Genomic DNA, 26,788 nt, shown 5'->3' on the forward strand with positions numbered 1-26,788 from the left:
TTAGCGAATTTTCAACGATGCCAGTCCAATCAGAACCAGCACAATGGTAATAATCCAAAAGCGCACGATGACCCGCGGTTCAGGCCACCCTTTCAACTCAAAGTGGTGGTGCAGCGGTGCCATGCGAAATATACGACGACCGGTTAACTTGTAGGAGCCCACCTGCAAAATGACAGAGACCGTCTCCATAACAAAAACACCGCCCATAATAATCAGCACGATTTCCTGGCGGACGATAACCGCAACAACCCCGAGGGCAGCACCCAGCGCAAGCGCACCCACATCGCCCATAAAGACCTGGGCCGGGTAGGTGTTAAACCAGAGAAAACCAAGGCCTGCCCCGGCGATGGCAGCAGAAAATACCATCAGCTCTCCGGCTCCCGGCACCGCAGGAATCAGCAGGTACTGGGCAAAGCTTGCATGTCCACTCAGATAGGCAAATACCGCCAGGGCTGAAGCCACCATCACAGTGGGCAAAATAGCCAGACCATCCAGGCCATCCGTCAGGTTGACGGCATTACTGGAACCGACAATGGTCAGATAGGCCAGCACCACAAAAAATGGCCCCAGCTGCAACGTGGCATTTTTGAAAAAGGGAATAATCAGGGTTGTTTCTGTCGCGGATGGCGCGGTAAAAAACAGGAACAAAGCGGCACCCAGGCCAGCAACCGATTGCCAGAACATCTTCCACCGTGCGGGCAGACCACGGGAGTTCTTTTCAACCACTTTACGGTAATCGTCCACCCAGCCAACCGCACCGAAAATACCGGTAACGAACAGCACAACCCAGACGTAGCGGTTACTCAGATCGGCCCATAGCAAGGTGCTGATGGCAATACAGATAAGAATCAGGGCACCCCCCATGGTCGGGGTGCCAGCCTTGCTTAAATGGCTTTGCGGACCGTCATCACGGACCGCCTGGCCAATCTGGTAAAAACTCAGTTTGCGAATAAAGTGAGGCCCAAGCCATAAGCTCATGGCCAGAGCCGTGAGGACCCCGAAAATACCCCGCAACGTGAGGTACTTGAACACCAGAAATCCATGGTAATACTGGGCTAAATAATCTGCCAGCCAGACCAGCATCAGGCATCTCCCTTGTAATCAGACCCAATCAGAGCCTGGATAATGTCCAACATCTTCATCCCTTTTGATCCTTTCACCATGACAGCCATACTGTCGCTGTTAGTAATGCTCTGAAGCTGTGCTTTCAGAAAGGCAATCAACTCGATTTTATCGTCGAAGTGCTGTCCGCTGCCAAAGGCTTCACTGGCCAGGCGTGCTGAAGGCCCGAAACTCAAAAACTGCTGAATACCCAGTTCTTGCGCATAGCGGCCAATGTCCCGATGGCGTTCATCGGATATCTCACCCAGGTCCAGCATGTCGCCCAGAACCATAATGGTCCGGCCACCACAGTCCGCCAGCTGCTCCAGTGCCGCCAGCGTCGCTTTCGGGTTGGCATTGTAAGTTTCATCAATCAGGACTGCACCGGACGAGTGAACAAAGCGTTGTCCACGCCGCTGATAAGGTCGGGCATTTTCCAGTCCACGGGCAATAATGTCCAGCGACAACCCACAGGCAAGTGCAACCGCCGCCGCGCAACAGGCATTGGTCACCTGGTAACGACCCCAGAAGGAAAGCTGCAGCGATTGTTGCTCTGGCTGCTGCCCCTCTCTGCGAATATGCAACGTGAATCGGGTGCCTTCCTGATTGGGCGTGATATCACTGGCAAAACAGTTCGCCTCAGGACTCTGAGCGCTGAAACTGATCATGTGTCGACCCGGCTTTTGCAGAACTCGGTCACACCACTGACCATAGAACCGGTCATCCATATTCAGAACTGCTGTACCATCATCCGGCAGAGCATCCAGAATAAAACCTTTTTCCCAGGCAACCCCTTCAACACTCTTCAAATCCGCCAGATGGGTTTCAGCGGCATTGACGATCACGGATACGTCAGGGCTGCCCATATTGGCAATGTATTCAATTTCACCGGGAGCACTGGTGCCCATCTCAACCACGGCAAACTGATGGGATTCGTTGATTCTTAACAACGTTAAGGGTGTGCCCAGCGCATTATTGAGGTTGCCCTGCGTTGCCAGCGTTGGGCCAGCTTCGGAGAAAATGGCCAGCAACATCTCTTTAACCGATGTTTTGCCGCAGGAACCGGTAACACCCACCAGACACCCGGCAAAGCGATTGCGATTGGCAGCACCCAACAGCCCAAGTGCCTGTTCGGAATTTGCCACCACAATCTGCGGCAAAGCAGCACCAGTGACATAGTGTTCGGTCAGGGCAGCAACAGCGCCTGCCGCCTGTGCCTGCCCCAGATAATCGTGACCATCAAAGCGAGGACCTTTAATAGCAATAAAAAGATCACCCGGTTGCAATGTTCGGGTATCAATACTGACACCGGTGACTGACAGCTCATCATTTGGCAGATCATGCAACTGACCGTTAACAATCCCGGCAACTTCGGCAAGGCGCATCGATTCAATCATGCCTGCACATCCTCTTGAACATTTTGCGACCGGGCGCTTGCACATTGCGATTGCAATGCCCGCTGCACCTGCTCTGCATCATCGAAGTGATGTCGAACACCATCAATTTCCTGATAGTTTTCATGCCCCTTGCCCGCGATCACGATAATGTCACCGGCACTGGCGGAAGTAATTGTGGAACGGATGGCTTCAGAGCGATCAGCAATCACCTGAATGCACTGACGGTCATGCTCTGTAATACCGTCCAGCGCATCAGTGATGATCTGGCGGGGATCTTCAGTTCTGGGATTATCACTGGTCAGCACTGCTTTATCCGCACCGTTCAAAGCGGCGAACGTCATCAAAGGTCGTTTACCTCTGTCCCGGTCACCACCACACCCATATATACAGACAATTTTCCCGGCGTCTTGTTCGCAATCTTTTGCACAAGGCGTCATTCTCTTTATTTGCGCACGGTGCTCACGCAACGAAGAAAGCACACTGTCAATGGCATCCGGCGTATGGGCATAATCAACCAGCACCAGCGGCTGGCTGCCACCACCAAACTGCTGCATCCTGCCGGGAGGGGCAGAAATCGCTGGAATGGCTGCCAGAAGGCGATCAAGTGCATATCCCTGAACACCCAACGCAGCGATAACCGCCAACAGATTTTCCAGGTTAAAACGCCCCAGCAATGAAGTCGCCAATGTACCCACCCCCCAGGGCGTATGAAGGGTTGCCCTGAAACCTTGCGGTAACGTCTCAATGTTACTGAGATACACATCTGCCGAAGCATCTTCCAGGGACCAGGTGGTGATATTGGCATTCTGTGGGCAGGAGGAAAGCATCAGCGGTGAAAACTCATCGTCCTTGCCAATAACCGCATACCGGTATGTACACTCGGAAAATAGTCGGGCCTTGGCCGCTGCGTAGTTCTCCAGAGAACCATGATAATCCAGATGATCACGGCTGATATGGGTAAACAGCGCCACCTCAAAAGAGACCCCGGACACCCGCCCCTGATCAAGCCCGTGGGATGAAACCTCCATAGCCAGCGCCTCTACGCCATCCGCTACCAGTTGCCCCAAGTACTGCTGCAGGGAAATCACATCACTGGTGGTATTTAAGGAAGCCTCCATCTGCCCCGGCAAGCCGCGCCCCACTGTGCCCATTAATGCACAGGGCTTGCCCAGCTGCCCGAGGATTTCAGAGAGAAACCAGCAACAGGAGGTTTTGCCATTGGTGCCGGTAACGCCAAAAACGCTCAACTGCTCAGAAGGGTGCCGATAAAAACGATCCGCCAGGGACCCAACCCTGCCACTGAGGTCCGGAACAAAAAAACGGACTCATTGCCTGCCGCTGCAGACAGATCAAACCCTTCGCTATCATCCACCAGCACCGCTGCGGCACCTTTCTCCAGGGCATCAGCAATGTAGTTGCGGCCATCGGACTGAATACCGGGAATCGCAATAAACAACTCACCCCCGGTAATCTTGCGACTATCGAGGGTCATTTGATTCAGCTTCTTGTCTACCGCTACCAGCGGTAGCTGCAGTTCGGCAAGCACGCCATTGAGAGTATTCTCTTGCTCAGCTGTCATTGCTTTTCGCTTTAACCTTCTTCCAATGGTGTAGAAATTTGCTCATCCCGATCATGGGGATTAAATGCCATACGCCGATCTGCCCCCGGATTACCCAACTCACCGGGCTCAACCCCCAGCATTCGCAGCGCCCCGGCTGCCACCTTGGAGAATACCGGCGCGGCAATCAGGCCACCGTAATAGTTCTTGCCAGAGGGATCATCAATAATGACCACCATGGCAAACCGTGGATTATCAATAGGTGCCAAACCGGCAAACATACCTATGTAGCGATCCTTGATATAACCGTTTGGCCCCACCTTTCTGGCCGTTCCGGTTTTCCCGCCAACCTCAAAGGCATCGATCATCGCCCGGCCACCGGTTCCGCCATGAACCACCTCACGGAGCATTTTCCTCAGATCATCCGCCACCTGCTGATCCATTACCCGAACACCGTCGGGCACCACATCTCTCTTGATCAGCGAGACAGGGCGCATCATGCCACCGGCACCAAGTACGGTATAGGCCTGAGCCAGTTGCAACGGTGTCACGGTCAAACCGTAGCCAAAGGATAAGGTAGCAATCTCGATATCACTCCAGCGATCCCTATAGGGCAAATAGCCCGGATTTTCACCGGGAAAACCGGTGCCGGTGCTTTGACCAAGGCCAACCCTCTGGAGCAAATCCAGCATCTTATCCGGACCAATGGCCAGCACCATTTTTGACACCCCGACGTTACTGGACTGTCTCAGCACAGTGGTCACATCAATAGCACCGTGATTCCGGTTATCCTTTACCTGATCCCTGCCCAGTCGCAGGTAACCGGGTGCAGTATTAATCACTGAGTCTTTGTGAAACTGACCAGACTCCAGGGCAGCCGCTACCGCAAAAGGTTTCATTGTTGACCCCGGCTCGACCATATCGGTCACCACCCGGTTGCGCATCTTATGGGCCTGCATATCCGCCCGGTTATTCGGGTTGTAGGCAGGCTGATTGACCATTGCCAGCACTTCCCCGGTCTTGACATCCAGCATGATCAAAGAACCGGCCTTGGCCTTGTGCTGCTCAACCGCCTTTTTCAACTCCCGGTAGGCCATATACTGAAGCCTCAGATCAATACTGAGCATCAGTTCCTTGCCGGGGCTGGCACTTTTCATCAGCTCAGCCTGTCGGGCAAGCTGGCCTTTACGGTCTTTCAGCACCCTTCGCTGACCTGGCTCACCGGACAGCCAATCATTGTAGGCTAACTCCAGACCTTCCTGACCAGACTCATCGATATTGGTAAAACCCACCAGATGGGCGGTCACCTCGGCAGCCGGGTAGTAGCGCCGGTGTTCATCGATCGCCCGGACACCCGGCACTCTCAAGGCCATGACCGCTGCCCCCTGCTCCGGAGTCAACTGCCGTTTGAGGTAGATAAAATCCCGGGTTTTGGCCGCCTGCACACGATCCGACAGCCACTTATGGGAAACGCCCAACGCCTTTGCCAGGTCTTGCCAGCGGTCACTGGCCTGATACAGCACTTCAGGGTCAGCCCAGATCGTGACAACCGGCGTGCTGACCGCCAGCGGGTCACCATTGCGGTCAAAAATTACGCCTCTGTGCGCAGCCACTGACTCATAGCGAACAGAACGTTTATCACCTTCATTTTGCAGGAAGTGCCGATCCAGCAATTGCAAATCAACAATTCGGTAACCAATGGCCAGCCCTGCCACCAACAGGACCGATTGCAGCATTTTCAGCCGCCACTTACGGGTCAGGCTATTCACCACACGACCAATCCAGACAGTTCCCTTGCCAGCTTTGCTCTCGGCCGCTGACCGGTTTCGCGGTGATACTTTCTGCCCCTGAGCTCGCCCCTGAGTCATGGCAGAACCATCTCTATCTGGCTGGTCTTTGGCACATCCATGTCCAGTTTCTCCCTGGCAACCTGTTCAATTTTTCCCGGCGATGTCAGTGTGCTGTGTTCCAGCAACAACTTACCCCACTCAACCTGTGCACTGTTCCGATTCTCAAGCTCCTGCTGAATCCGGTTATTCAGAAGACGGTTCTCGTAGGAAACATAACCCACAGACAATCCCGACAATATCACCAGTAACAACAGCAAAAGCGCAGCACCATAAGATCGAAGAAGATGCAGACACGCCAGAAGACCACTATCCATCATCAGGCCCATCATCAAACCAGCTTTTCTGCCACACGCATAACCGCACTTCGTGCCCTGGGATTTTCCTGCACTTCCTGCCGGGAAGGTTTGATCGCCTTGCCCAGACTTTTCATCCGCCGATTCAACTGATCTTCTGTCACCGGCAGCCAGCTTGGCAGCTCATCACCCTTTTGATGCTTGCGGATAAAGCGTTTGACAATCCTGTCTTCCAATGAGTGAAAGCTGATAACCACCAGTCGGCCACCGGGCTTCAATTTTTCCAGGGCCCGATCCAGACAAAGCACCAGATCCTCCAGCTCCCGGTTGATATGGATTCTGATGGCCTGAAACGCACGGGTCGCCGGGTGCTTACCCTTCTCCCTGGTGGGGCAGGCCGCAGCAATGATATCGGCAAGCCGTCGTGTGGTCAGAATCGGTTCAATATCCCTTTCCCTGACAATGGCCCTGGCCATCCTGCGGGAAAAACGGTCTTCGCCATATTCCCAGATGACCCGGCTGATCTCCTGTTCTTCTGCCCGCGCCAGCCAGCCAGCGGCAGTCTCGCCATCCTGGTGATTCATCCGCATATCCAGAGGTCCCTCCTGCATAAAGCTGAAACCTCTTTCCGGATCATCCAGCTGGGGCGAAGAAACCCCAAGATCCAGCAAAATCCCATCCACCAACTGGTCACTGTGCACGGAATCCACATCAGTAAAAGAACCGTGATGAATGGCAAAGCGTGGGTCCTCACTGGCCAGCTGGACACCGGTGGCAATGGCCAATGGATCTTTATCAATACCCACCAGCCGCCCCTGCTCTGACAGGGTGTTCAAAATCAAACGACTGTGCCCGCCCCGGCCAAAAGTACCGTCGACATAGATTCCGGCAGGATCCGTCAGCAACGCATCGACAGCCTCATTCAGCAGCACTGTTTTATGCACATGGTCAGCCACCTCATTTTGGGCGGCTACCATTTCCTTGCTACCTTTGCTGACATCTGCCTGACTACCAACACGATTTAACGATTTCATAAACTTTTCACAAAGCTTTCTTAACTCAACAACAGCAAAAAAGTGATTTACAAAGAGAGCGACTGCAATTCCATCGGAATCTCTTCTGATTCACTGGCTTCTTTCAGGTATTGGTCGCGGCGTTCATTCCAGCAATGTTCATCCCAAAGCTCGAATTTCTTGCCCTGACCCAGCAAAATACTGCGCTTTTCAAGACCTGCGTAGTCACGCAACAGTGGAGGGATAAGAATACGCCCATTGCCGTCCAGCTCTACATCGGTGGCGTGCCCAATCAAGAGCCTCTGAATCCGGCGGGTCATTGGATGAAAACTGGGAAGTGCTTCAATTTTCTGCTGAATAAGCTCCCACTCATCCAATGGATAAATCAGCAAGCAAGGTTCGTCGGTGTCAATCGTTGCCACCAGGGCACCACCGCAGCGATCCCGCAACACCTGCCGATAACGGGCTGGTATGGCAAGACGCCCTTTGGCATCCAGATTAATGGCATTTACACCGCGAAACACATTACCTTCTCCCTGGTCCCCGAACCCCTGAAAACCTTAAAGTGACCATCACTTATAAAAAGCACTAATGAGAGCCAACTCCATTCGGCCACCCATTTCGCTCCACCTGTTTCGTTCCACCAATTGGCCCCGCCAATTTGCCCCACAATAATCCACTTTACACCACTAAAGCACACTATAGGAATCTGAAAAACCCACGTCAAGCAGGGGTTCTACCTCTTCCCCGTCATTATTGGACAACCCAATAAAAGAACAGTTTGAAAAATGAATAGCGAAAGCCTTTAAACAAAGGGCAAAACAGAATCTATGGAGGAATTAAAGAACTATGGTTCTATTTTTTTAAAGGCAGCAACAGCGGGTACAAAACACTTTTATTGCGATAAAGACTTTGGATTTAAAGACAGTGAGACAAAGACAGAATCGCGTCGGGGGCAACAGACACCCTGGAAACGATCAGGAAAAGCAAACTTGAAGCGAAAAAAAGAGTCGCGAGCCGGCCTGTAAGCCGGGTTCTGTCCAGCCTGCCAAAGCAGGCCTGGGCAATCATTCATCTGGGATGTCTGTCACCAGACACCTCAAGCAACCTACCCGAATCCAGTGCGGGTCACACCTATAGGATTCCTATTTGGTCTTGCTCCAGGCGGGGTTTACCGTGCCATGGACTGTTACCAGCCATGCGGTGCGCTCTTACCGCACCCTTTCACCCTTACCGGCCAACTTCTTTACAACAAGCGTTGAAAAGAACACTGGCTTAGGCGGTCTACTCTCTGCTGCACTTTCCGTAGGCTTTCGCCCCCCAGGCATTACCTGGCGCCCTACCCTCTGGAGCCCGGACTTTCCTCCCTTCACTCTGATCAAACAACCAGAATAAACAGCGACTGCCCGGCCAGCTCGCGGCGGCGAATATTACTTGTGAAATCTGCAATAATCAACAGTAATAACAAACCACCCGTTTTCGGGGTTGGCAAAACCGTCATTCATATCCCCACTTGCAGCAAAAACCCACTTATGATTTGCCCGGAATACCTGCATCACTTTACCTGGTCTGGTAAAAAGCCGCTGCTCGCAAAAGCACATTTCGGGTAGCGGGCGGCGGAAAGCGGGAAGCGTCTATTTCAGGACAACTCCCGGGAACAGCAGCTACTCCCCCTTCTTCATGTCCAAACCCAATTCATAGAGGTCTTTCTTTCTCAACCCGGTCAGATCAGCGACCACTGCAGCTGCTTTTTTAATGGGCAAATCCTGTAACAGACGTTGCAGCATTTTTGTAATATCGGGGCTGATTTCAGAATCCTCTTCCTCCTTAAAGCCCTCGATCAGCACCACAAACTCGCCACGCTGCTGATTGGCATCGGATTGCAAAACGGCCTGAATCTCCGACACCGTCCCGGTCATCACGGTTTCAAAGGTTTTGGTGATTTCCCGGGCAAGAGCAATGTACCGGTCACCACCGAGCACCGTTGCCAGATCTTCCAGAAGTTCCATAATACGGTGTGGCGACTCATAAACCCCCCAGGTACTGGCAAAAGCCGCCAACGATTCTATTCGCTTGCGACGCCCCGCCCCTTTCGCGGGCAGAAAACCTGCAAAATAAAAACGATCCGTGGGCAAACCACTGACTGACAGCGCGGCGATAAATGCGCAGGCCCCGGGAATGGGAACCACCCGAAACCCGGCCTCTCTCACCGACCGGACCAGATAAAAGCCCGGGTCAGAAATTAACGGCGTACCGGCATCACTGATCAGGGCAATGGTCTCCCCCGCCTGCATACGTCGCACAATCATCCCGGCCTGATGTCGTTCATTGTGGTCATGGCAGGGAATCAGCGGAGTATCAATACCAAAGTGATTCATCAAACGCTTACTGTGCCGGGTATCCTCTGCGGCAATAACGTCAACCTGACGAAGCACCTCTATGGCCCTGGGCGTCATATCACCCAGATTACCCATTGGCGTAGAAACTATATAAAGAAGCGGGTCAGACATGACAAAAAAAAACCGATATGAATTTTCAGGCAATAAGTAGTTAACCAAATGAAATCATATTTTCTGACTAAGTGGACAGTCACTCTGCGGCGTTACAACTCCGGTCACATAGCTACGGCTATGCTCCCTGCGTTGTGCCTTGCATAGTAACTGTCCACTTAGCCAGAAATATACGATTCCATTTGGCCAACTACTTATCTTACCATTTTGACCACTTCACATCCGAAAAAAATCCAGACAGGATCAAAACCCTGACTGCCATTGTGGCAGAAGACTTTAGCCCCAGCGACGAACATGAACACCCGCAATAAGTCACCAGACGCCATTGTGAACTCACGACCCCAGGTTAGTGTACTGAACTTTTTTTTAATCAATAGGTCAATGAGTGGTGAATGCTTTTTTCCACACAATGTGTTTTTACTGCAATTACAGAGATAATCTATGATCATGGGCATTTCTACTTCCACCTGTTTAAATACTGATGCTCCCCCCACTTACCAGGAAGCCATCGATGACAGTCTTTATTCCATTGAACAGCTGGCAAGAAAATTTATTGTCAACGCCGAAGCAATCCGTAAATCCAACCAGGGGGACATTAACCAATGCAAAAAATCACTGTTTGCCAGAATGATCAAGCAATTAAATGAGCGCATCCCCAGACCTTTTATACTCCCGACTGAACTGAGCGCACTAACCAACCCAAAGAATTTTAGCCATTGCGATTGGAAAAAGTGGCAAGACAACGTCGACCAGAAGGATTTTGATAAGGGATATGGTGCCATCAAGGAAATAGGAGACAAGATCGGATCGGAGGACACAGAAAAACTGCTGTTTGCATTTTTACCACCATTGGACCCGAAGTGTTATGACTTTTTTTCCATAACTTCTATTTTAAACAAAGAGAAGCCTTTTCAGCAGGTGGCCTGGCTGATGCGAGGCCGATGTATACCCGCAAAAGACTTTATTACGAAAGCCATCTCAATGGGACTCGTGGACGAAGAACTGGTTAACAAGATATACGCCCAGGGTTCTGGGGATCAAGCCAGTTCAGTAAACGACGAAACACCCGATAGCCAGCTGCCGGATTACAATACTTCATGCAACCAACTTGAGATCGTCTCAGCCTGTGATCTGGCTGGAGAATTCATAACAACCGCTATTACCAGTGGGAAAGATACTGATGCCGATAAAATTGAACTAATGCATCAGTTTACTTCCATTCTGAATGAAACTCACAGGTGTGGTGTCAGTGTCATAGGCGTTAATCCGGGGCAGTTCGGCAAGAATCCGACCAAAGTGATTAAGTCAGATTGGTCAAGCTGGCAAAAGGCCGTTTATAAAGAAATCAAAAAAAGCAATACCTGGGTACCACGGAACGAAAAAACTATTGAAAAGATTGAAGGTATATTATTAAAAAGTAACCTCAACCCTGACATGCTGTACACTGTTTTCAGGTCAAACCCGGATATCCTTGATTTAAACTTCAACCCTGGAAAAAAAGTACCCCACAGTGAAGATTTGCTTAAGTCAGCGTTCATGTTTTGTAAAGGCATCTGTCAACCAATAACTAACATCATCACTGGTTTGATTAAGTCAGGCTGTTTAACTCAAAAAACCATTAATAAAATTTATTCACTGGGCATCAAGTCTTAAAAATTCAGATGACCAAGGCTGAACAAGATGAGCACTTCAGTTAATTAAAAAACTACTGACGTACATCACTCTCAGTTGCCCAATATCGCTGAGCAGCCTGGTTTTACTATACGACAGGAAATATTCCGCCTCTGGATTTTATCCTCTCAATGATTGCAGCCTTGGCTGGAGTTGGAAACTTTGATAGCCGGGTTATTTGTTCGTTTTTTGAGCTGCCGGGCCAAACTAAGCAGCACACTGTTTTGGGTTGCTTCTGCCACAACTATATGAAACAGTACATCCCCCTTGCCCGTATTACTCCCCTTGGCTCAGCTCTTTCTTATCCAGCTCAAGGGCAACGTGCGCTTTTATATTATCTTTCCAGTCTTTTACCGGTCAGCAATGCAGACTGAATATAGACGATTTTCACATAACCAACATTTTTTTCACGCTACCTGGCATACGATCACCAACCGGATCAAAACGGAAAAAAGAGACACTGCTTTAACGAGATTTAAAATTTGGAGTCTGATCACTATCATGAAAAAAATTGTATTACTTACATGTCTTTTATTTTCGTCATTGCTACGCGCAAATGAATTCGATCCCGGTCAGTACAGCGTTGCACCACTGTTGCCCGAAAAGTTGGTTGTGGTGCGTAGCCAGGTGTCCGGTGTTGTCGATGCCTACAACTTTGAAAATGGGGATCCGGTCAAAAAGGGCAACCCTCTGTTAGCCATCTCCGCCAGGGATTACACGCTCAATCTCAATCTGGCCAGATATGAGCTGGATGTGAGCAAAACAACCCAGCAGAAACAGTTGGCACGCTTTCAGTCCCTGTACAAGACCAAAGGTATCTCCGCCAGTGATCTGGATAACCAGACCCGGTTGACCAATATCAGCCAGGCACAGCGTAATGCCAGCAATGTCCGATACGACATTGCCCGGGAAACCCTGAACAAGTCTGCTCCCAAGGCACCGTTTTCCGGTGTGATTGTTAAGCGTACTGTCGAGCTTGGGCAGTTTATCTCTGTCGGCGATCCTCTCTATACCATCGTTGATACCCAGCAGCTCAAAGCACGTTTTCATCTTCTGGAAGCGGACTTTACTCGCCTGAAAAAAGGCGACCAGCTGAAGGTGGTTGTGCCATCCATCGGGCAGTCATTGACCGGTCATGTGACTGTACTCTCTCCTGCTATTCAGGCAGATGCCCCCGGATTTCTGGTGGAGGTCACCGTCAATAACCGTGCCGGCAAACTGAGTGCCGGTATGGAGTCTCGTGTTTATCTGGACGTCACTGGTCGCACAATCGCCGGGGAAGCACGATGAACACATTGCTGGAACTGTTATCACTGCGCAAGTTTGCTGCCAAGGCGCTGACCTTTCTGATCATCGCTATCGGGGTGTTTATCGCCATCGGCCTGCCGATGGCAGAAAAGCCCCGTTACGACATGATGAGCGGCAATATCACCACAAGTTATCCCGGTGCCACGGCACTGGATATCGAGAGCAATATCACCAGCAAGATCGAGAAAGAGTTACTGTCGATATCCAGCATCAAGGAGTTTACCTCCACGTCTGAGAACGGTAGCTCCAGTATCCGGGTGACTCTGGAGAGCGATGTCTCCGACCCAAATGCGACCTATCAGGATATTCGTGATGCACTGACCAAGGTCTCTGGGCTGCCTGCCGGTGTCACCGATGGGCCGACCTTTTCTGCGACAAAGTCCTATAGTCTGGACTTTATGGTGGTCGGTATCGCCGGTTCCGATGCGGTGTCGTACAGTGAGTTGCGAAAGCAGGCCAGGGATCTGGAGCTAAAAATACGGCAAATTGAAGGTATCGGTGATATTCATACCACAGACCTTCGTGATCCCGAGTTTCTGATCGCCCTGGAACCCATATCCCTGAAGCGCTACGGTCTGACCATCGATGAAGTGGCCGCACTGGTTGCCCAGCGTAATGCACTGATCAGCGGTGGTCGTCTGGATCAGCTGAAAAACAGCCCTGAGCTGATTACCGCTGCCGAGCTGAAAAGTGTCGAACAGTTGCGGGAGATGATGATCGGTTTTGCCCCTCGTCTGAAGCTCAAGGATGTGGCCGGAGATATTCGGGAGAGTTTTGCAAAGGGCGAGGTCTACGGTTCGATCAATGGCAACAAGAGTATTGTTTTCGACCTGCGACCAATGAGAGTGGCGATGTACTGAGTACGGCTGAAAGCGTCCGCAATCTGCTGGCGAAAGAGCAGGAGCTGCTGGGCAAGAACTATACGCTGGGTGTCGGCTTTGATCTCTCTAACGAGATTCAGGAGAAAGCCTCGATTGTACAAAATAATGGTCTGGTTGGCCTCGGTCTGGTGCTGGTAACGCTGGCACTGTTCCTGAGAAAGCGGATCGCCCTGTGGGTGGCAATATCTATCCCGGTCTGTATTTTCGGTACCCTGGCAGTGTTGCCGGCCTTTGGTCAGATTCTCGATGTCTTTACCCTGTCTGCACTGATCCTGATTATCGGCATTATTGTCGATGACGCGGTCGTGGTCAGTGATCGTATAGTGGCACTGGTGGAAGAGGGCTACGAGCTGGAACGTGCCGTCACCGAAGGTATAAAAAGCGTGTTTCCAGCGGTGCTGGCCAGCGTGCTTTCCACCATGATTGCCTTTGTGCCGCTGCTGTTCCTGCCCGGTAACAGTGGCAAGATGATGTATGTGATTCCGCTCACCGTCATTATCGCCCTCTGTTTCTCGTTTATTGATGCACTGTTGTTTATCCCGGCACACCTGAAAGGCGTGTTCAAGCAGGGAGAGGTGGTTGCCAAAAAAGGTTCCAGCCAGCTTAAGTGGCTGAATACCATCGTTGCCAGCCTGATTCGCAAGCGTGCTGTTTTCCTGCCGGTTATGGTGGCCACCATTATTGGTCTGGGGGTGGTTTCGTACCAGAGTCTGACCTATCTGTTCTTTCCGGTCGATGGTGCTTACCTTATCGAGATGGAAGCGGAGGCGGATACTGAACTTTCCCTGGATGAAGTCTGGAAAGAGACCCAGGCACTGGAAAAGATCATCAAGAATACCCCGGAAGTGGCGACCTGGTACGGTCAGGTCGGAACACCGGTCAGCACCTGGGGTGTCTCCCTGATACCGGCCAACCAGCGCGATCGCAATGCCGAGCAGATCGTCGCCGACTGGGAGAAGCAGGCCGAGAGTATTACCGGTCTTGCCCAGATCGAGTTTGATGTCGATGGCGGTGGTCCACCGGCTGGTCGTCCGGTAGACCTGCGGGTTGTCGGCGGCAGTGACGAAGGCCGGGAGAAGCTGGCCAATGACCTGGTGGCATTTTTGCAGGAGATACCCGGCAGTCATCGGGTACGGCGAGATCTCAATGCACCATCACCATAGGCGCAGGCAGTGTTGCAGTACGACTGGCTCAACTATTACGGTATCAGCGCTACGCAGGTCGGAGATATTATCAAGTACGCTATTGATGGCCAGCGCGTGACGCGGGTCTTCAACGGTGAGGAAGAGGTTCACTTTCGTGTAGCACTTGACGACAATGATCGTCTACTAACTGAGTTGGATGAATTGCTGGTGCGCGGCAAGAATAACCAGCTGATACCGTTACGCAAGCTGGTACGCTGGGAATTTACCAATGCTCTGGCTGGTATCGACCATTACAACGGCAAGCGGGTAATTCGGGTTTCGGCGGGTCTGGATACCACCATAACCGATCCGGTGGCAGTCTTTGATCAGGTGCAGACCCGGTTCGCTACCGCTAACATGAGCACCGATTATCAGGGTGCGAGTATTATCGTTACCGGCCAGATTCTGGAAACCCTGGAGGCGGAGCGAGGATTTTCTGTTGCTATCGGCTTTGCCCTGTTTGGCATCCTGCTACTGCTGTTGCTGCTGTTTGACCGTGTCTTCGAAACATTGATCGTACTGTCTGTTATTCCTTTGGGTATCTGCGGTGCACTGTTTATCCTGTTCATCCATGGTCAGGTACTGAGCTTCTTCGCCATTATCGGTATGATCGCCCTGATCGGTATTATGGTAAACAACAGCCTGGTGCTGGTATGGCACCTGATGGAGACCGAGCAGGCGTGCACCAGGGAGAATATGGTGGAGTTTGTCATCAAGGGTACCCAGAGCCGTGTACGTCCTATTTTGCTGACAACGGTGACCACTGTTGCCGGTCTGACCCCCCTGGCCTATGGCCTCGGCGGCTACGATAACTACATGTCGCCCATGGCGCTGGTCGTTGGCTGGGGCTGCGTGATCTCGATGATGGTAACATTGACTGTGATTCCTTCCCTCTACCTGCTGGTTAAACAGCGGCAGTTTGGTAAGGCCTGATCGTTGATCTTTATGCGGGGACTCAATAGTTGAGTCCCTTTTTTTATGTAGTGGTCAAAATGGACACCTGATTAAGCCGCTTTCCTGAATTCCTGTTGCTCAAAGTCCACAGGGCTCACGTAATCAAGATAGGAATGAAGTCTGCGGTTGTTGTAGAACAAAATGTAATCAACAACCGCTGCTTCAACATCTGCTCTTGTTTCGAAAATATAATGAGACCTTATTCGCCTTCGTGACTGCAAACTCCCTGTTCAGAAGATTTTCTGCAACTGGAAACTTGTGCCTGCTATTCGTCGTCACCTTGAATTTTTTCGCATACTTCACGACCAGCTCCAACCGTTTCATCAGTGTTGTTGCCTGATGGCGACCTATGCTGTAACCCTTGCTTCGCAGTGCTTTTGCCATTCTTCGACAGCCAAATGCCCAGTGGCTCAGGTAATTTCTGTTTCCTCACCGAGCAAGCCAGTCCGGGGGGGGGGTCTGTACTCTGTTTTTTTGAAGAAGGTTCATTTGAAGAAGGGTGCTCTCTATCAACGGCAGCAGAAGCCTCAGGCTGACTGGCAGATACTGCGTCTGCATTACCCGGTGTGACCTGCTGGTCACCCGACGGCTAGTCAGTCAGGCGATATTCCACTGTGAGGTGCTCCAGCTCCTCCAGTGAGGCTTTGGCTGCCTGATAATCCTGAATCATTTTATCTGGTATCATCTGCTGGTCACCCGGCGGCTGACTGGTCAGGAGTTCTTCAAATCTGAGGCACTTTTGCTCCAGCGTGGCTCTGAGTGTCTGATAATCCCGTATCACTTCATCCCGTGTCACCTGTTGGTCATTCAACGTCATCCCCTTCAGGTAACATTCATAGCGCACTAACAACAATAGGAGTGGGTCTTGCTTGCAACGATGGTTACTGGCTGCCAGCCAATCCTGCCTCATCTCATCGGGTGTCACCTGCATGCCAGCCGGCATGAGCACCCTCCTAACATTACATTCCAAATTGGATATCGCTAATTTTTCTCTGAAATCCCTTATCGCTGATTTGCACAAATTATCTTGATCTGGCAACCGGTTGAATTCTTGAATAACGTCATAGGGAATTACTTTTCGATTGTCGTGTAGAATGTTATGTAAGCAAAGTTTTTCCAGGAAGAGGCCACTCCTGAGAGACGTGTTATCTTTTCCATAAGCACCAAGCACATCAGCCGAGGTGATGTGACGCCCATGTAATGTTTTTTTTCCCCAAAAGGCATCCTCAATACCCTGGTCTTCGATCAGGCTGGAGGCTGTGTCTTCAAGATACCGATGGCTTGAGATTTTTTTACCACTGAATATACCTGTGGCGTGGTCAGTCGTCCCGCTTGAGTCGGTTGGCAGGTCACTGGCAGGCTCCGGGTGGGAGTAGATAGATGGTGTTACTGTTGCTTGCATAATAAAGTCCTGGCTTTGAATATCAGCGACTGTTTGACCTCAAACTGACTATTTGGTTCACACTCAGATGTGTCAATTTATTCCATGGTGTGGAATATAGATACCCAGAAAACAAGACAAACGCCTCACCACTATCAACAACTTTTTGGATATAGAGGGATGCTTACACCTCCCCCCACAACACCATAAATGGAACCAAATAATCATATTAAGGTCGAAAGGCGGTGTTTATAACCAAGTGTGCAGGGTTTATCTTGAAAGCGACAGCATTAACCTACTCTCACCCGAAACCTGTTTTCCGGGTCGGTCAACAAACCGGTTCCAACGGGATTCCTGCCCCCTCCGGCAGCACATTTATCGGTAAAAGAATTTCAAATCATCAGTCTCACAGAAGGAGAACCACTGCCCCGGATGCAGGCAAATGGATTGAGGATGCCTTTTGGAAAAGAAAACCATTAAACGGGCGTCAAGTGACCTCGGCGGTGGTGCTGCAAGCTTATTATAAATATGACAAGAGCTCTCTGAGGCCTGGCCTCTTCCTGCAAAAACTTTGCTTGCAGAACATTCTACATGGCAATAAAAAGATTACCGCGGATCAGGTCATGCAAGAACTCAACCGGGAACCCGTGCAAAGCAACAAGCAGGCATTGGCGATAGCACGCTTCAAAGCGGAATGTTGCCTGAAGGGTCTGTTGTTGAATAACCGGGAGGTCACACCGGAAGCAGTGGTTGAAGGTTATCAGGCGGCCAATGCCACACTGGAGCTAGCCCGTTTCAAGCAGGAATGTTGCCTGAACCACCTGCCGTTAAATGGCAGGGAAGTCACACCGGATGAGGTGGTTAGAGTTTCCCGGATAGTCCGGAAGGCAGACTGGGGATAGCGCGTTTCAATGAAAAATATTACCTGAGTGGGCTGGCGCTGGATAACCAGCAAGTCACGCCGGATACAGTGGCCAGAGGTTATCTGGCCATCAATGCAATACTGGAGCTGGCGCGCTTCAAAGAGACATGTTACCTGAAAGGCCTGCCGTTGAATGGCCAGCAGGTCACACCGGACGAGGTGATTAAGGATTATGAGACAGCCGGTGCCGTACTGGAGCTGGCACGTTTCAAAGCGGAATGTTACCTGAAGGGCTTGTCTTTAAATGGCCAGCAGGTTGCATCGGGGACAATAGCCAGGGATCTTCAGGCAGCCAATACGACACTGGACCTGGCACGCTTCAAAGAGGATTGTTGTTTCAGGGGGCTGACGCTGAATGGCCAGCAGGTCACACCGGATGCGGTGGTTAAGGATTTTCGGGCTGCCAGGGCAACTCTGGAGCTGGTGCGCTTCAAAGCGGAATGTTGTCTGAAAGGTCTGCCGTTGCATGGCCATCATGTCACCCCGGATGAGGTGGACAAGGAGTTCCCGGACAGCCCGGCAGGCAAACTGGGCAAAGCACGCTTCAAAGAGGCATGTTGCCTGAGGGGCCTCCTGTTGCATGGCCAGCAGGTCACACCGGATGAGGTGGCCAGGGACTTTCAGGAAATCAGGGCACCACTGGAATTAGTGCGCTTCCAAGCCGAATGTTGCCTGAAAAACCTGCCATTGAATGGCCAGCCAGTCACACCGGATGCGGTGGTTAAGGACTTTCAGGCCGCCAAATTAATACTGGAACTGGCCAACTTTAAGGGGCAATGTTGCCTTTTGGGCCTGGCATTGAATGGTCAGCCGGTCAAACCGGATTCAGTGGTTAAGGATTATCAGTCCGCCAGGGCCCCACTGGAACTGGCACGCTTCAAAGCAGAGTGTTGCCTGAGGGGCCAGCTGTTGAATGGCCATAAAGTTGCACCGGATGAGGTGATGAAGGATTTCCCGGAATGTCCGGAAGGCAAACTGGGGGCATTGCACTTTAAAGAGCAATGCTGCCTGAATGGCCTGGCGTTGAATGGCCAGCAGGTCATGCCGGATGAGGTGGTTAAGGATTTTCAGACAGCCAGGTCGACACTGGAGCTGGCACGTTTCAAAGCGGAATGTTGCCTGAGGGGGCTGTTGTTGAATGGCCAGGAGGTCACACCGGATGAGGTGGTCAAGGGTTTCCCGGTGAGTCCGGATGGCAAACTGAGAATGGCGTATTTCAAAGCGGAATGCTGCCTGAGGGGCTTACCGTTGGGTGGCCAGCAGGTTGCACCGGATACAGTGATTAAGCACTATCAGGCACTTCAGGCCAAACTGGAGTTATCGTACTTCAGAGCGGCATGTTACCTGAAAGGCCTGCCGTTGAGTGGCCAGCAGTTCACACCGGATGAGCTGGACAAGCAATTCCCGAATAGTCTGGAAGGTAAACTGGGGATAGTTCGCTTCAAAAACGCCTGTTTCCTGCGGCATCTCCCGTTGAATGGCCAGCTGGTGACACCGGATGAGCTGGTTAAGGGTTACCGGGCCGTCAGGGCAACCCGGGAGCTGGCACACTTCAAGGCGGAATTTTGCCTGAGGGGCCTGCCGTTGAATGGCCAGCTGGTCACACCAAATGAGGTGGTTAAGGAATACGAACGGGGAGGCTGGTTAGATGACCGGGATTTTTTTTATTATCATCTGCCATTGCCTGCAAAATCTGAGTTATTTTTAAGTATTTCATGATTTCATGAACATAACGCCAGTTAAGATACTTATAGAAATAGACTGCCGTTCATTAACCACGTTTTGCTGCAACAAAGAGTGGCATGTTTGATAGCCTCCCCCAACATAAATGGAACCTGACAGTTATATTGAGGTCAAATGTCGTTATTTGTATCAGGGGTTTATTTTGCAAGCAACAGCCTCAGCTTACTATCACCCGGGGCCTGCCAGCCGGGTTGATCAACAAGCCGGTGCAAGCCGGTTTCCTGACCGCTTCGAAAGTACCTTTAACGGTAAAAGAGTCACCAGCCATCTGTATTATGTAGGTACCGCCATTCCCCTGGATGGCAAAGATGTTGAGGATGCCTTTTGGGAAAAAAAACCATTACAAAAACGTAAAGTAACCCCGGCTGATGTGCTTACGGTATACGGAATGGACAGCAGTTCTCTGAGAAGCGGCTTCTTCCTGCAAAAGCTCTGCTTACGGAACATGCGATTTAACAGAAGAAAGATTACTCCGGATCAGGTCATTCAGGAATTCACCCGGATGCCAGACCGAAATCATAAATACAAATTAGCGATAGCGCGCTTTCTGGATCAATGTTGCCTCAGAAGACTGCCGTTGCATGGTCAACAGGTCACACCGGATGCGGTGGTTAGGGGTTATCAGGCAACCGGGGCAGCAGTGTCGCTGGCGCGCTTCATAGCGGAATGTTGCCTGCGGAGGCGGCCACTGAATGGCCAGCCGATCACTCCGGATATGGTGGTTCAGTGTTTTCTGGCCACTTGGGAACCCCTGGGGCTGGCACGCTTCAAAGCAGAATGTTGCCTGAGGAGGCTCCCACTGAATGGTTGGCCGGTCACTCCGGATGCGGTGGTTAGAGATTTCCGGGCCATCGGGGCCAGATTGGAGGAGGCACGCTTCAAGGCAGAATGTTGCCTGAGAGATCTGCCCTTGAATGGCCAGACGATCACTCCGGATGAGGTGGTTAAGAATTATCAGTCACTCGAGGCAACACTGGAACTGGCACGCTTCAAAGAGGCATGTTGCCTGAGAAATCTGCCGTTGAATGGCCAGCCGGTCACTCCGGATGCGGTGTTCAGGGAATATGAACGGGGTGGCTGGTGGCGCGAAAGAAATATTTTTTGTACTCACCTTGGATTGAGTGCAGGAGAGTCGAAAATTCCTGCCCGGATAACAAGGAGGTAATCAGAAGCGTTTAGTTTTAACCACCAGCAAAAGCACTCCTGCCTGTTCCAACATTACCTGTCCTGCTTTTAAGGGAAGGCAGTGTTGCATAGGAATCTTTATCGCTGACCAGCATATAAACACCACTGGGCCTTATTCCCGTTCGCCTGGCGTAGGCTTTCACGGAAGGGTAGTTGATTCCTGTGTCCGGATTATAACAACTGCCATCTGGCCGCTGCATAATATAGTGATCCCGCCGGACTTTGAGACCATGATCATCCAGACCAAGCATGGAGTAATTGCAAACATGTACCAGCAGCCGCTCATTCTGGCACAACCTCGGCGGTGAAGTGCGATGCACCGGACAATATTGTTTAATTTCTCTCCAGTTGACAGGATCTCTCTGCCCGAAATACCACTCGGTAAGCCATGATGAGCAATATAAGCGACTATCCAGCCCAAGCAGTCTGGCAGCATTCCTGATACCCACCGGGCCAGAAGCAGGGCCGTTATTCAGGTCTCCCAGCAGATCAGGCTGCAACTCCCCATCACCACTGACCAGTCTGCCGGTAATTGCATAAATCGCTGCCTCAGCACTGCTGTCCAGAATGGACTGGCCATTAAATTGATAGAGTCTATTGCTGGGTATTTGATGTATACCAAGCTCATAAGCTGCCTGCTGCAGGCACCTTGCCGCACAGCTATTGTTGTACTGTTGCTTTGGTAAGGTATCGAAGTGATTTGCACCAACCAATGTTACGCGCCTGCTGCCCAGGTAAGACTTGATAAATCTGGCATCACGCAAATCCCAGATTTGCCTGACCACATCGGATTCCGGCACCGTCACTTTCCAGCGAAACAGCCAATAGGCAAACCCTTTAAGCCTGCCCAATCCCTTCCCGGTATTGTAGATACAGGATGCAGCATCACGACCGGAAAACTGCACATAACCTTCACTGATAGCAACACCCATATTTTCTTCCCTGAATAGCTGTTACAACCCAACAATGGTTGAGAATTGGAATATCTTACTTTGTCATTACCAAAACTGGAGTGACGAAGCAGCAAGCAAAACTGACAATTCATACCATTTAACCTGATCGATCTCCCTCCGGGACATGATTAACCATCGGCTCCGCTGGGTATGCATTACGATCACAGATAAATAAATTCGAACCAACAATAACCATCACCTATAGTGTCGATTCCATGGCCTGTGTACAATCGAAGCTATTAACAAAGCCCCCTGGCCCACGACTGCAAATGATGACTTATACAACCGCTCTGAGTAACAGCCTGCCCCGAAAGCTGGCAGCCATTGCTATCGCTGCGCTGATTCCTGCACTGATGACTGCCTGCTCATCACAGCCCAAAAGCCCACTTGTGCCAATCGCAAAATCGATCAAAAGCCTCGACCAGCGGCTGGCCGAGGCAGTGCGACTCAGTTACCCGGAGCGAGCCACCCGGACGCTTGCCATCACCAGAGAGCTGATGAGTAAGGAACCGACCCGCACACAGCAGATTCTGGATCAAATGCCGTACCAGCAACTGCCAAAGCCAATCCAGGCGGAACTGGCGGTTCAGCAGGCTCAGATTGCCCAGATCAACAGTCAGGACTGGGCGGTGTTTGAGTGGCTTGATCGCGAGGCGGTTATTGTCAGTAACAGCACCGCCATTAATGCCCGGGCGCACACTCTGAAAGCACTGGCCTATGCCAGATTTGGTGAATATCAGGCTTCCCTGGATGAGTGGCTGCTGGCTGGCCCCTACCTGACAGAAGCAGAACGTGAACCCCATTACGACAGTTTCTGGCAGACACTCCTGCATGTCCCGGCAGAGCGCCTCAACAGCCTGCTTCAACAGGAAAAGTCACAAAAACTGAAAGGTTGGTTGGCCCTGGCCATAATCTATCAAACTGGTCGCAGCCTGGATCAGCAACTGGCCGGACTTGAACAGTGGAAGCGGGACTGGTCATCCCATCCGGCGCACAAGTATCTGCCCGGGGACTTTGAAACCCTGAAGAGCAGCTCAACCAGGCGTCCTGACAAAATCGCTCTTCTACTGCCCCTGTCCGGAAGGCTGAGCAAGGTCGGTGAAGCCCTTAGAGACGGCCTGCTGGCCTCTCACTATGAAGCCGTGGGGTCCGGAGAACCTCTCCCGGAACTTCAGTTTTATAATACCCAGGACACCGATATCAACGATCTGGCCACCCGGGCCATTGAGGAGGGAGCACAGCTGATTATTGGCCCTCTGAGTAAAAGCCGGGTAAAAGCGATCAACAGTGATATTACCAACCGTATCCCGGTTCTGGCGCTGAACTATATTGAGGACGCCGCCGACCCGCTGTCCGTTGATGGCGCATCGGCAACACCGGCCGGGTATCGTGCAGGTCTCTACCAATTCGGGCTCTCGGCAGAAGATGAAGCCATTATGGCCGCTGAACGAGGCAAACTGGATGGACACAGGACGGCCATTATCATTACGCCGAACACCGAGTGGGGCAAGAAAATCAACGCCACTTTTGCCGCCCGATGGGCAGAGCTCGGCGGTGAAGTTGTCGGCTCCGGCGAATTTGACCCGCGAACCCAGTTCAGTGCCCTGGCCGGCAGCCTGTTGCACACCGATCAAAGCGAAGCGAGAGCCAGACAGCTGAAACGTGTCCTGGGCGAAAAACTGGGATTTCAGGCTCGTCGACGCCAGGACGTGGACATGGTCTTTATTGGTGCCAGCCCCCAGGAAGCAAGACAGATCAAACCTGCCCTGGCCTATCAATACGCTCGCAATATTCCGGTCTATGCAACATCCAGCGCATTTTCAGGCATCACCAATACCAGTCAGGATCAGGATATGGACGGTATTCGGGTTCCTGTTATGCCGTGGTTAATTCCCGGAACACCAGACCCGCTGGAACAACAGATCAATACCCTGTGGCAACAATCCAAAGGCCAACTGGGCACACTTTACGCGCTGGGTGCCGATGCCTACAGGCTCTACCCAAGACTCCAGCAACTGGCAAACCTGCAAGGCAGCCAACTGCAGGGAATGACCGGATCATTGAGTATTGCTCCGAGTGGCAAAGTCCGTCGTGAACTCTCGTGGCAAATATTCAGGAATGGCCGACTCACGCCACTCCCTATCGTGAAGCCCAAAACCCCGGAACGTGTCACCTCTGTGAAAAACAGAGTGACCAAACCAGCAACCACCACTACTTCCCCACTCTATGCCCTGGAAGCTCAACCTTAGTAGCAGAAAGGGTGCCGAGGCAGAAAAAAGCGCCCTGTTGTTTTTGCAGCAGCAGGGACTGACGCTTTTGCATAGAAACTTTGCCTGCAAAGCCGGTGAAGTGGATTTGATTATGCTGGACCATGCCACCCTGGTTTTTGTCGAAGTTCGCTCCCGAAGCCATGTCCAATTCGGTAATGCCGCCAGCTCAATTGACCGAACCAAGCAACAGAAAATTCGCAAGACCGCCGCCGTTTATTTGCAAAAATACCGCCAGCACAGCCACAGGATCTGTCGATTTGATGCAATATCCATTGACAATCATGACGGCACAGGGCAAAACAGCTTAAAATGGATTAAAAGTGCTTTTTAAGAAGAAAGAAAACCGGATGGTTTTCATTTCAAGGTTTCAGGCATGCATGAACGTATAACGCAACACTTTTCCGATAGCATCGACGCCAAAATCCGCTCGGCCGATACGCTCCCTCCGCTCATTGCCGACGCCGCAGAGATGATGGTTCAATCTCTGCTGAACGAGGGAAAAATCATGGCCTGTGGCAATGGCGGCGCAGCCGGCGATGCCCAGCACTTTGTTTCTGAGCTGCTTAACCGGTTTGATCGTGAACGCCCTGCCCTGCCAGCCCTGTCACTTTGCGCAGACAGCCTGACCATGAGCTCCATCGCTAACGATTCCAGTTACAACGAAGTGTTCTCTAAACAGATACGGGCACTGGGTCACGAAGGTGACATACTGCTGGCCATATCAGCCCACGGCAACTGTCCCAACATGGTTCAGGCCATACAGGCCGCCCATGACAGGAACATTCAGGTAATCGCCCTGACCGGCAAGGACGGTGGCGACATGGCGCGCCTGCTCCACCCGGAAGAGGTGGAAATCAGGGTGCCCGACATAAGCCCCCAGCGCATACAGGAAGTGCATACCCTGGTTATTCATTGCCTGTGCGATCTGATTGATGAGTTCCTGTTTTCCGCTGAATAACCTGGGAGGCTGACTGAGAATAGCGCCCGTAGCGAGGATGGCAGAAAATTGAGGATAAAAAGTCGGAAATTTTTAGTGAATAGTGGTTCTATTTGCTAAAAATTTCCGACTTTTTAGACCAATTTGCTGCCACCGCACGACTGCATGGATGCAGGAGCTAGAGCAACGCAGGAGCAGTTGCCGGTAGGGCAGTCTATTCTCGGTCAGCCTCCTAGCAAACCTTAATTTTTCACTCTGCATGAGGGTCATCATGAAACCTATCGGCATTGCGCTCTCCACCTGTCTGCTCACCGGATTACTGACCTTGTTAAGTGGTTGCGCCGCGCTGGTTGACTCCGTTAACGAAGAGCCTGTCAACATTGATAACAGCAAACGGACCTGGGGGTCCTGGGTAGATGACCAGACCATTGAAACCGTCACTGCCGTGAACATTAACAAGGCAGATCCGGCCCTGAGAGGGTCAAGAGTCAAGGTGATCAGCTTTAACGGTACTGTCTTGCTTATTGGCCAGGTTCCCAACGCCAACCTGAAAAGGCTGGCTGGTCAGACAGCACAGAGGGTGGAAAAGGTCCGTCAAGTCTACAATGAGCTGGAAATTGGCCCAAACGCCGATATCCTGGTGCAAAGTAACGACAGCTGGTTAACCACCAAAATCAAAACCTCAATGGTGACCAATGAAGCCGTTGTCGCTGACAGAATCAAAATCAATACAGAACAGGGAACCGTGTATCTGATGGGACTCATTACTCCCAAAATGGCACAGGAGGCCGTATCGATTGCCGCCAATACCTACGGAGTGTCTCGCGTTGTAAAGGTGTTTGAGTACGTTCAATAATCAAGAGAAATACCAATCGAACTTTCGATTGGTATGTTTTTTGAGGAGCTGGAAGCCGGTCAACACAACTGATACCCGCTTATCGAATTGCACCGTAAGAAGCATTTTGACCAGCACGCAGCGATGAACATTCACTGGATGAATGGATTTTTCTTTCTCTTATGGCTTTTTCTATCATTTCCACAGTTTCTTTGTCTCCGCGATTGACTATGGCGGCACTAAGAGGTGCCTTGGTGAAAGAATAACGCCCCAAGTTCAATATTTTCAATTTTTTCTCTGGGTCTGCTCCATTAGCTAATAAGAGTCTGACAATCTCATTGCTAATCAGTAGCCGGGCCACCTCATCATTATCCTCCTGAACTGCAAAATAGAGCGGCGTAGTCCCCTTATAAGTAGCCACGTTAACATCAGCCCCTTTGTCGATCAGCAGCCGGATCAGCTCAACATGCCCTTTTTCCGCAGCACTAGAGAGTGGTGTGAACCCCTTTTTAGTTTTCAGGCTAACATCAGCCCCTTTGTAGATCAGCAGACGGGACAGCTCAACATACCCTTTTGTCGCAGCATCATAGAGCGGCGTGAACCCTTTGTTACCAGTCTGGTTAACACAAGCCCCGTTGCCGATCAGCAGCTGGGCCAGCTCAACATGACCTGCTTGCACAGCATACCTGAGCGGCGTGAACCCATCTTTAGTGACATAGTCAACATAAGCCCCTTGATTAATCAGTAGTCGAGCCAGCTCAACATGACTTCCAGCAACTGCAATAACCAGCAAGGAAACGATATCCCCGGTTTTTTTGGATCGGTAATCCTGGTAAACAATA

General features: G+C 51.3%; 25 protein-coding genes, 1 other RNA gene and 1 pseudogene. 12 read left to right on the forward strand and 15 right to left on the reverse strand.

Annotation, left to right across the window (positions count from 1 at the left end):
- The 10 genes from mraY to rsmI form a co-directional block, all read right to left on the reverse strand.
- Window positions 1-1,083 carry a phospho-N-acetylmuramoyl-pentapeptide-transferase gene (gene mraY / locus O3276_RS07315; protein WP_269675040.1) on the reverse strand — a complete coding sequence of 361 codons (1,083 nt, stop codon included), beginning with the start codon at window positions 1,081-1,083 and terminating at the stop codon, window positions 1-3.
- Window positions 1,083-2,498, reverse strand: a complete 1,416-nt coding sequence (locus O3276_RS07320; RefSeq protein ID WP_269675041.1) for a UDP-N-acetylmuramoyl-tripeptide--D-alanyl-D-alanine ligase — start codon at window positions 2,496-2,498, stop codon at window positions 1,083-1,085. Before O3276_RS07320 ends, mraY begins: the two co-directional genes overlap by 1 nt.
- Entirely contained in the window at window positions 2,495-3,781 is a 1,287-nt protein-coding gene (locus O3276_RS07325; protein ID WP_269675947.1) for a UDP-N-acetylmuramoyl-L-alanyl-D-glutamate--2,6-diaminopimelate ligase, read from the reverse strand. The genes O3276_RS07320 and O3276_RS07325 overlap by 4 nt, the downstream gene beginning before the upstream one ends.
- Window positions 3,742-4,077: a Mur ligase domain-containing protein gene (locus tag O3276_RS07330; protein ID WP_269675042.1), complete on the reverse strand. Its 336-nt coding sequence runs from the start codon at window positions 4,075-4,077 to the stop codon at window positions 3,742-3,744. Before O3276_RS07330 ends, O3276_RS07325 begins: the two co-directional genes overlap by 40 nt.
- Before the next feature lie 11 nt (window positions 4,078-4,088).
- A complete protein-coding gene (locus tag O3276_RS07335; RefSeq protein WP_269675043.1) occupies window positions 4,089-5,924 on the reverse strand; it encodes a peptidoglycan D,D-transpeptidase FtsI family protein in 1,836 nt (611 codons plus the stop codon).
- Complete coding sequence (gene ftsL, locus O3276_RS07340) at window positions 5,921-6,223, reverse strand: cell division protein FtsL (RefSeq protein WP_269675044.1); 303 nt, start codon at window positions 6,221-6,223, stop codon at window positions 5,921-5,923. Before ftsL ends, O3276_RS07335 begins: the two co-directional genes overlap by 4 nt.
- An 11-nt stretch (window positions 6,224-6,234) precedes the next feature.
- Window positions 6,235-7,176, reverse strand: coding sequence for a 16S rRNA (cytosine(1402)-N(4))-methyltransferase RsmH (gene rsmH, locus O3276_RS07345; protein ID WP_269675948.1), 942 nt, complete (start codon window positions 7,174-7,176; stop codon window positions 6,235-6,237).
- Between the two features lie 104 nt (window positions 7,177-7,280).
- Window positions 7,281-7,736, reverse strand: a complete 456-nt coding sequence (gene mraZ, locus O3276_RS07350) for a division/cell wall cluster transcriptional repressor MraZ (RefSeq protein WP_269675045.1) — start codon at window positions 7,734-7,736, stop codon at window positions 7,281-7,283.
- 485 nt (window positions 7,737-8,221) lie between these two features.
- Window positions 8,222-8,630, reverse strand: an RNA gene (rnpB, locus tag O3276_RS07355) — RNase P RNA component class A.
- Window positions 8,631-8,876: 246 nt separating this feature from the next.
- Window positions 8,877-9,722: a 16S rRNA (cytidine(1402)-2'-O)-methyltransferase gene (gene rsmI / locus O3276_RS07360; protein WP_269675046.1), complete on the reverse strand. Its 846-nt coding sequence runs from the start codon at window positions 9,720-9,722 to the stop codon at window positions 8,877-8,879.
- 441 nt (window positions 9,723-10,163) lie between these two features.
- On the opposite strand from rsmI, the gene O3276_RS07365 reads away from it, so the two are divergent.
- The 5 genes and pseudogenes from O3276_RS07365 (at window position 10,164) to O3276_RS07385 (ending at window position 15,699) form a co-directional block, all read left to right on the forward strand.
- Window positions 10,164-11,375, forward strand: a complete 1,212-nt coding sequence (locus tag O3276_RS07365) for a hypothetical protein (protein WP_269675047.1) — start codon at window positions 10,164-10,166, stop codon at window positions 11,373-11,375.
- Between the two features lie 149 nt (window positions 11,376-11,524).
- Window positions 11,525-11,767, forward strand: a complete 243-nt coding sequence (locus O3276_RS07370) for a hypothetical protein (RefSeq protein WP_269675048.1) — start codon at window positions 11,525-11,527, stop codon at window positions 11,765-11,767.
- A 127-nt stretch (window positions 11,768-11,894) separates the two neighbouring features.
- Window positions 11,895-12,683, forward strand: coding sequence for an efflux RND transporter periplasmic adaptor subunit (locus O3276_RS07375; RefSeq protein ID WP_269675049.1), 789 nt, complete (start codon window positions 11,895-11,897; stop codon window positions 12,681-12,683).
- Window positions 12,680-13,561, forward strand: coding sequence for an efflux RND transporter permease subunit (locus O3276_RS07380; RefSeq protein ID WP_269675050.1), 882 nt, complete (start codon window positions 12,680-12,682; stop codon window positions 13,559-13,561). Before O3276_RS07375 ends, O3276_RS07380 begins: the two co-directional genes overlap by 4 nt.
- 47 nt (window positions 13,562-13,608) lie before the next feature.
- Window positions 13,609-15,699, forward strand: a pseudogene (locus O3276_RS07385) (efflux RND transporter permease subunit).
- 71 nt (window positions 15,700-15,770) lie between these two features.
- Here the strand turns inward: O3276_RS07385 and O3276_RS07390 are convergent.
- From O3276_RS07390 to O3276_RS07395, 3 genes are all read right to left on the reverse strand, one after another.
- On the reverse strand, window positions 15,771-15,941 hold the full coding sequence (locus tag O3276_RS07390; RefSeq protein ID WP_269675051.1) for an IS3 family transposase: 171 nt from the start codon (window positions 15,939-15,941) through the stop codon (window positions 15,771-15,773).
- Window positions 15,883-16,134 carry an IS3 family transposase gene (locus O3276_RS25700; protein ID WP_442876592.1) on the reverse strand — a complete coding sequence of 84 codons (252 nt, stop codon included), beginning with the start codon at window positions 16,132-16,134 and terminating at the stop codon, window positions 15,883-15,885. Before O3276_RS25700 ends, O3276_RS07390 begins: the two co-directional genes overlap by 59 nt.
- A gap of 175 nt (window positions 16,135-16,309) precedes the next feature.
- Window positions 16,310-17,122 carry a hypothetical protein gene (locus tag O3276_RS07395; protein WP_269675052.1) on the reverse strand — a complete coding sequence of 271 codons (813 nt, stop codon included), beginning with the start codon at window positions 17,120-17,122 and terminating at the stop codon, window positions 16,310-16,312.
- Window positions 17,123-17,376: 254 nt separating this feature from the next.
- Between O3276_RS07395 and O3276_RS07400 the strand changes: the two genes are divergently transcribed.
- The 3 genes from O3276_RS07400 (at window position 17,377) to O3276_RS07410 (ending at window position 20,931) form a co-directional block, all read left to right on the forward strand.
- Entirely contained in the window at window positions 17,377-18,003 is a 627-nt protein-coding gene (locus O3276_RS07400) for a hypothetical protein (RefSeq protein ID WP_269675053.1), read from the forward strand.
- A gap of 68 nt (window positions 18,004-18,071) precedes the next feature.
- On the forward strand, window positions 18,072-19,742 hold the full coding sequence (locus O3276_RS07405; protein WP_269675054.1) for a hypothetical protein: 1,671 nt from the start codon (window positions 18,072-18,074) through the stop codon (window positions 19,740-19,742).
- Between the two features lie 166 nt (window positions 19,743-19,908).
- A complete protein-coding gene (locus O3276_RS07410; RefSeq protein ID WP_269675055.1) occupies window positions 19,909-20,931 on the forward strand; it encodes a hypothetical protein in 1,023 nt (340 codons plus the stop codon).
- A 16-nt stretch (window positions 20,932-20,947) separates the two neighbouring features.
- Here the strand turns inward: O3276_RS07410 and O3276_RS07415 are convergent, their stop codons facing one another.
- On the reverse strand, window positions 20,948-21,883 hold the full coding sequence (locus O3276_RS07415) for a T3SS effector IpaJ family cysteine protease (protein WP_269675056.1): 936 nt from the start codon (window positions 21,881-21,883) through the stop codon (window positions 20,948-20,950).
- 290 nt (window positions 21,884-22,173) lie between these two features.
- Between O3276_RS07415 and O3276_RS07420 the strand changes: the two genes are divergently transcribed.
- The 4 genes from O3276_RS07420 to O3276_RS07435 all read left to right on the forward strand — a co-directional run bounded on the left by O3276_RS07420 (window position 22,174) and on the right by O3276_RS07435 (window position 25,967).
- Window positions 22,174-24,153, forward strand: a complete 1,980-nt coding sequence (locus O3276_RS07420; protein WP_269675057.1) for a penicillin-binding protein activator — start codon at window positions 22,174-22,176, stop codon at window positions 24,151-24,153.
- Entirely contained in the window at window positions 24,131-24,505 is a 375-nt protein-coding gene (locus tag O3276_RS07425; protein ID WP_209201170.1) for a YraN family protein, read from the forward strand. The genes O3276_RS07420 and O3276_RS07425 overlap by 23 nt, the downstream gene beginning before the upstream one ends.
- A 42-nt stretch (window positions 24,506-24,547) precedes the next feature.
- Window positions 24,548-25,132: a phosphoheptose isomerase gene (locus O3276_RS07430; RefSeq protein WP_269675058.1), complete on the forward strand. Its 585-nt coding sequence runs from the start codon at window positions 24,548-24,550 to the stop codon at window positions 25,130-25,132.
- Window positions 25,133-25,382: 250 nt separating this feature from the next.
- Window positions 25,383-25,967, forward strand: coding sequence for a BON domain-containing protein (locus tag O3276_RS07435; protein ID WP_269675059.1), 585 nt, complete (start codon window positions 25,383-25,385; stop codon window positions 25,965-25,967).
- A gap of 79 nt (window positions 25,968-26,046) precedes the next feature.
- Here O3276_RS07435 and O3276_RS07440 read toward each other — a convergent pair whose 3' ends face one another.
- A complete protein-coding gene (locus tag O3276_RS07440) occupies window positions 26,047-26,739 on the reverse strand; it encodes an ankyrin repeat domain-containing protein (protein WP_269675060.1) in 693 nt (230 codons plus the stop codon).
- Window positions 26,740-26,788 lie beyond the last annotated feature (49 nt).

Origin of the sequence: Endozoicomonas sp. GU-1, from assembly GCF_027366395.1 — a bacterium.
Taxonomy (GTDB): Bacteria; Pseudomonadota; Gammaproteobacteria; order Pseudomonadales; family Endozoicomonadaceae; genus Endozoicomonas.

Bases quoted from the DNA above. Each gene is read 5' to 3' on its own strand.
- mraY (WP_269675040.1), bottom strand. From the start codon at position 1,083: ATGCTGGTCTGGCTGGCAGATTATTTAGCCCAGTATTACCATGGATTT.
- O3276_RS07320 (WP_269675041.1), bottom strand. From the start codon at position 2,498: ATGATTGAATCGATGCGCCTTGCCGAAGTTGCCGGGATTGTTAACGGT.
- O3276_RS07330 (WP_269675042.1), bottom strand. From the start codon at position 4,077: ATGACAGCTGAGCAAGAGAATACTCTCAATGGCGTGCTTGCCGAACTG.
- O3276_RS07335 (WP_269675043.1), bottom strand. From the start codon at position 5,924: ATGACTCAGGGGCGAGCTCAGGGGCAGAAAGTATCACCGCGAAACCGG.
- ftsL (WP_269675044.1), bottom strand. From the start codon at position 6,223: ATGATGGATAGTGGTCTTCTGGCGTGTCTGCATCTTCTTCGATCTTAT.
- rsmH (WP_269675948.1), bottom strand. From the start codon at position 7,176: ATGGTAGCCGCCCAAAATGAGGTGGCTGACCATGTGCATAAAACAGTG.
- rsmI (WP_269675046.1), bottom strand. From the start codon at position 9,722: ATGTCTGACCCGCTTCTTTATATAGTTTCTACGCCAATGGGTAATCTG.
- O3276_RS07365 (WP_269675047.1), top strand. From the start codon at position 10,164: ATGATCATGGGCATTTCTACTTCCACCTGTTTAAATACTGATGCTCCC.
- O3276_RS07370 (WP_269675048.1), top strand. From the start codon at position 11,525: ATGATTGCAGCCTTGGCTGGAGTTGGAAACTTTGATAGCCGGGTTATT.
- O3276_RS07375 (WP_269675049.1), top strand. From the start codon at position 11,895: ATGAAAAAAATTGTATTACTTACATGTCTTTTATTTTCGTCATTGCTA.
- O3276_RS07380 (WP_269675050.1), top strand. From the start codon at position 12,680: ATGAACACATTGCTGGAACTGTTATCACTGCGCAAGTTTGCTGCCAAG.
- O3276_RS07395 (WP_269675052.1), bottom strand. From the start codon at position 17,122: ATGCAAGCAACAGTAACACCATCTATCTACTCCCACCCGGAGCCTGCC.
- O3276_RS07415 (WP_269675056.1), bottom strand. From the start codon at position 21,883: ATGGGTGTTGCTATCAGTGAAGGTTATGTGCAGTTTTCCGGTCGTGAT.
- O3276_RS07420 (WP_269675057.1), top strand. From the start codon at position 22,174: ATGATGACTTATACAACCGCTCTGAGTAACAGCCTGCCCCGAAAGCTG.
- O3276_RS07425 (WP_209201170.1), top strand. From the start codon at position 24,131: ATGCCCTGGAAGCTCAACCTTAGTAGCAGAAAGGGTGCCGAGGCAGAA.
- O3276_RS07430 (WP_269675058.1), top strand. From the start codon at position 24,548: ATGCATGAACGTATAACGCAACACTTTTCCGATAGCATCGACGCCAAA.
- O3276_RS07435 (WP_269675059.1), top strand. From the start codon at position 25,383: ATGAAACCTATCGGCATTGCGCTCTCCACCTGTCTGCTCACCGGATTA.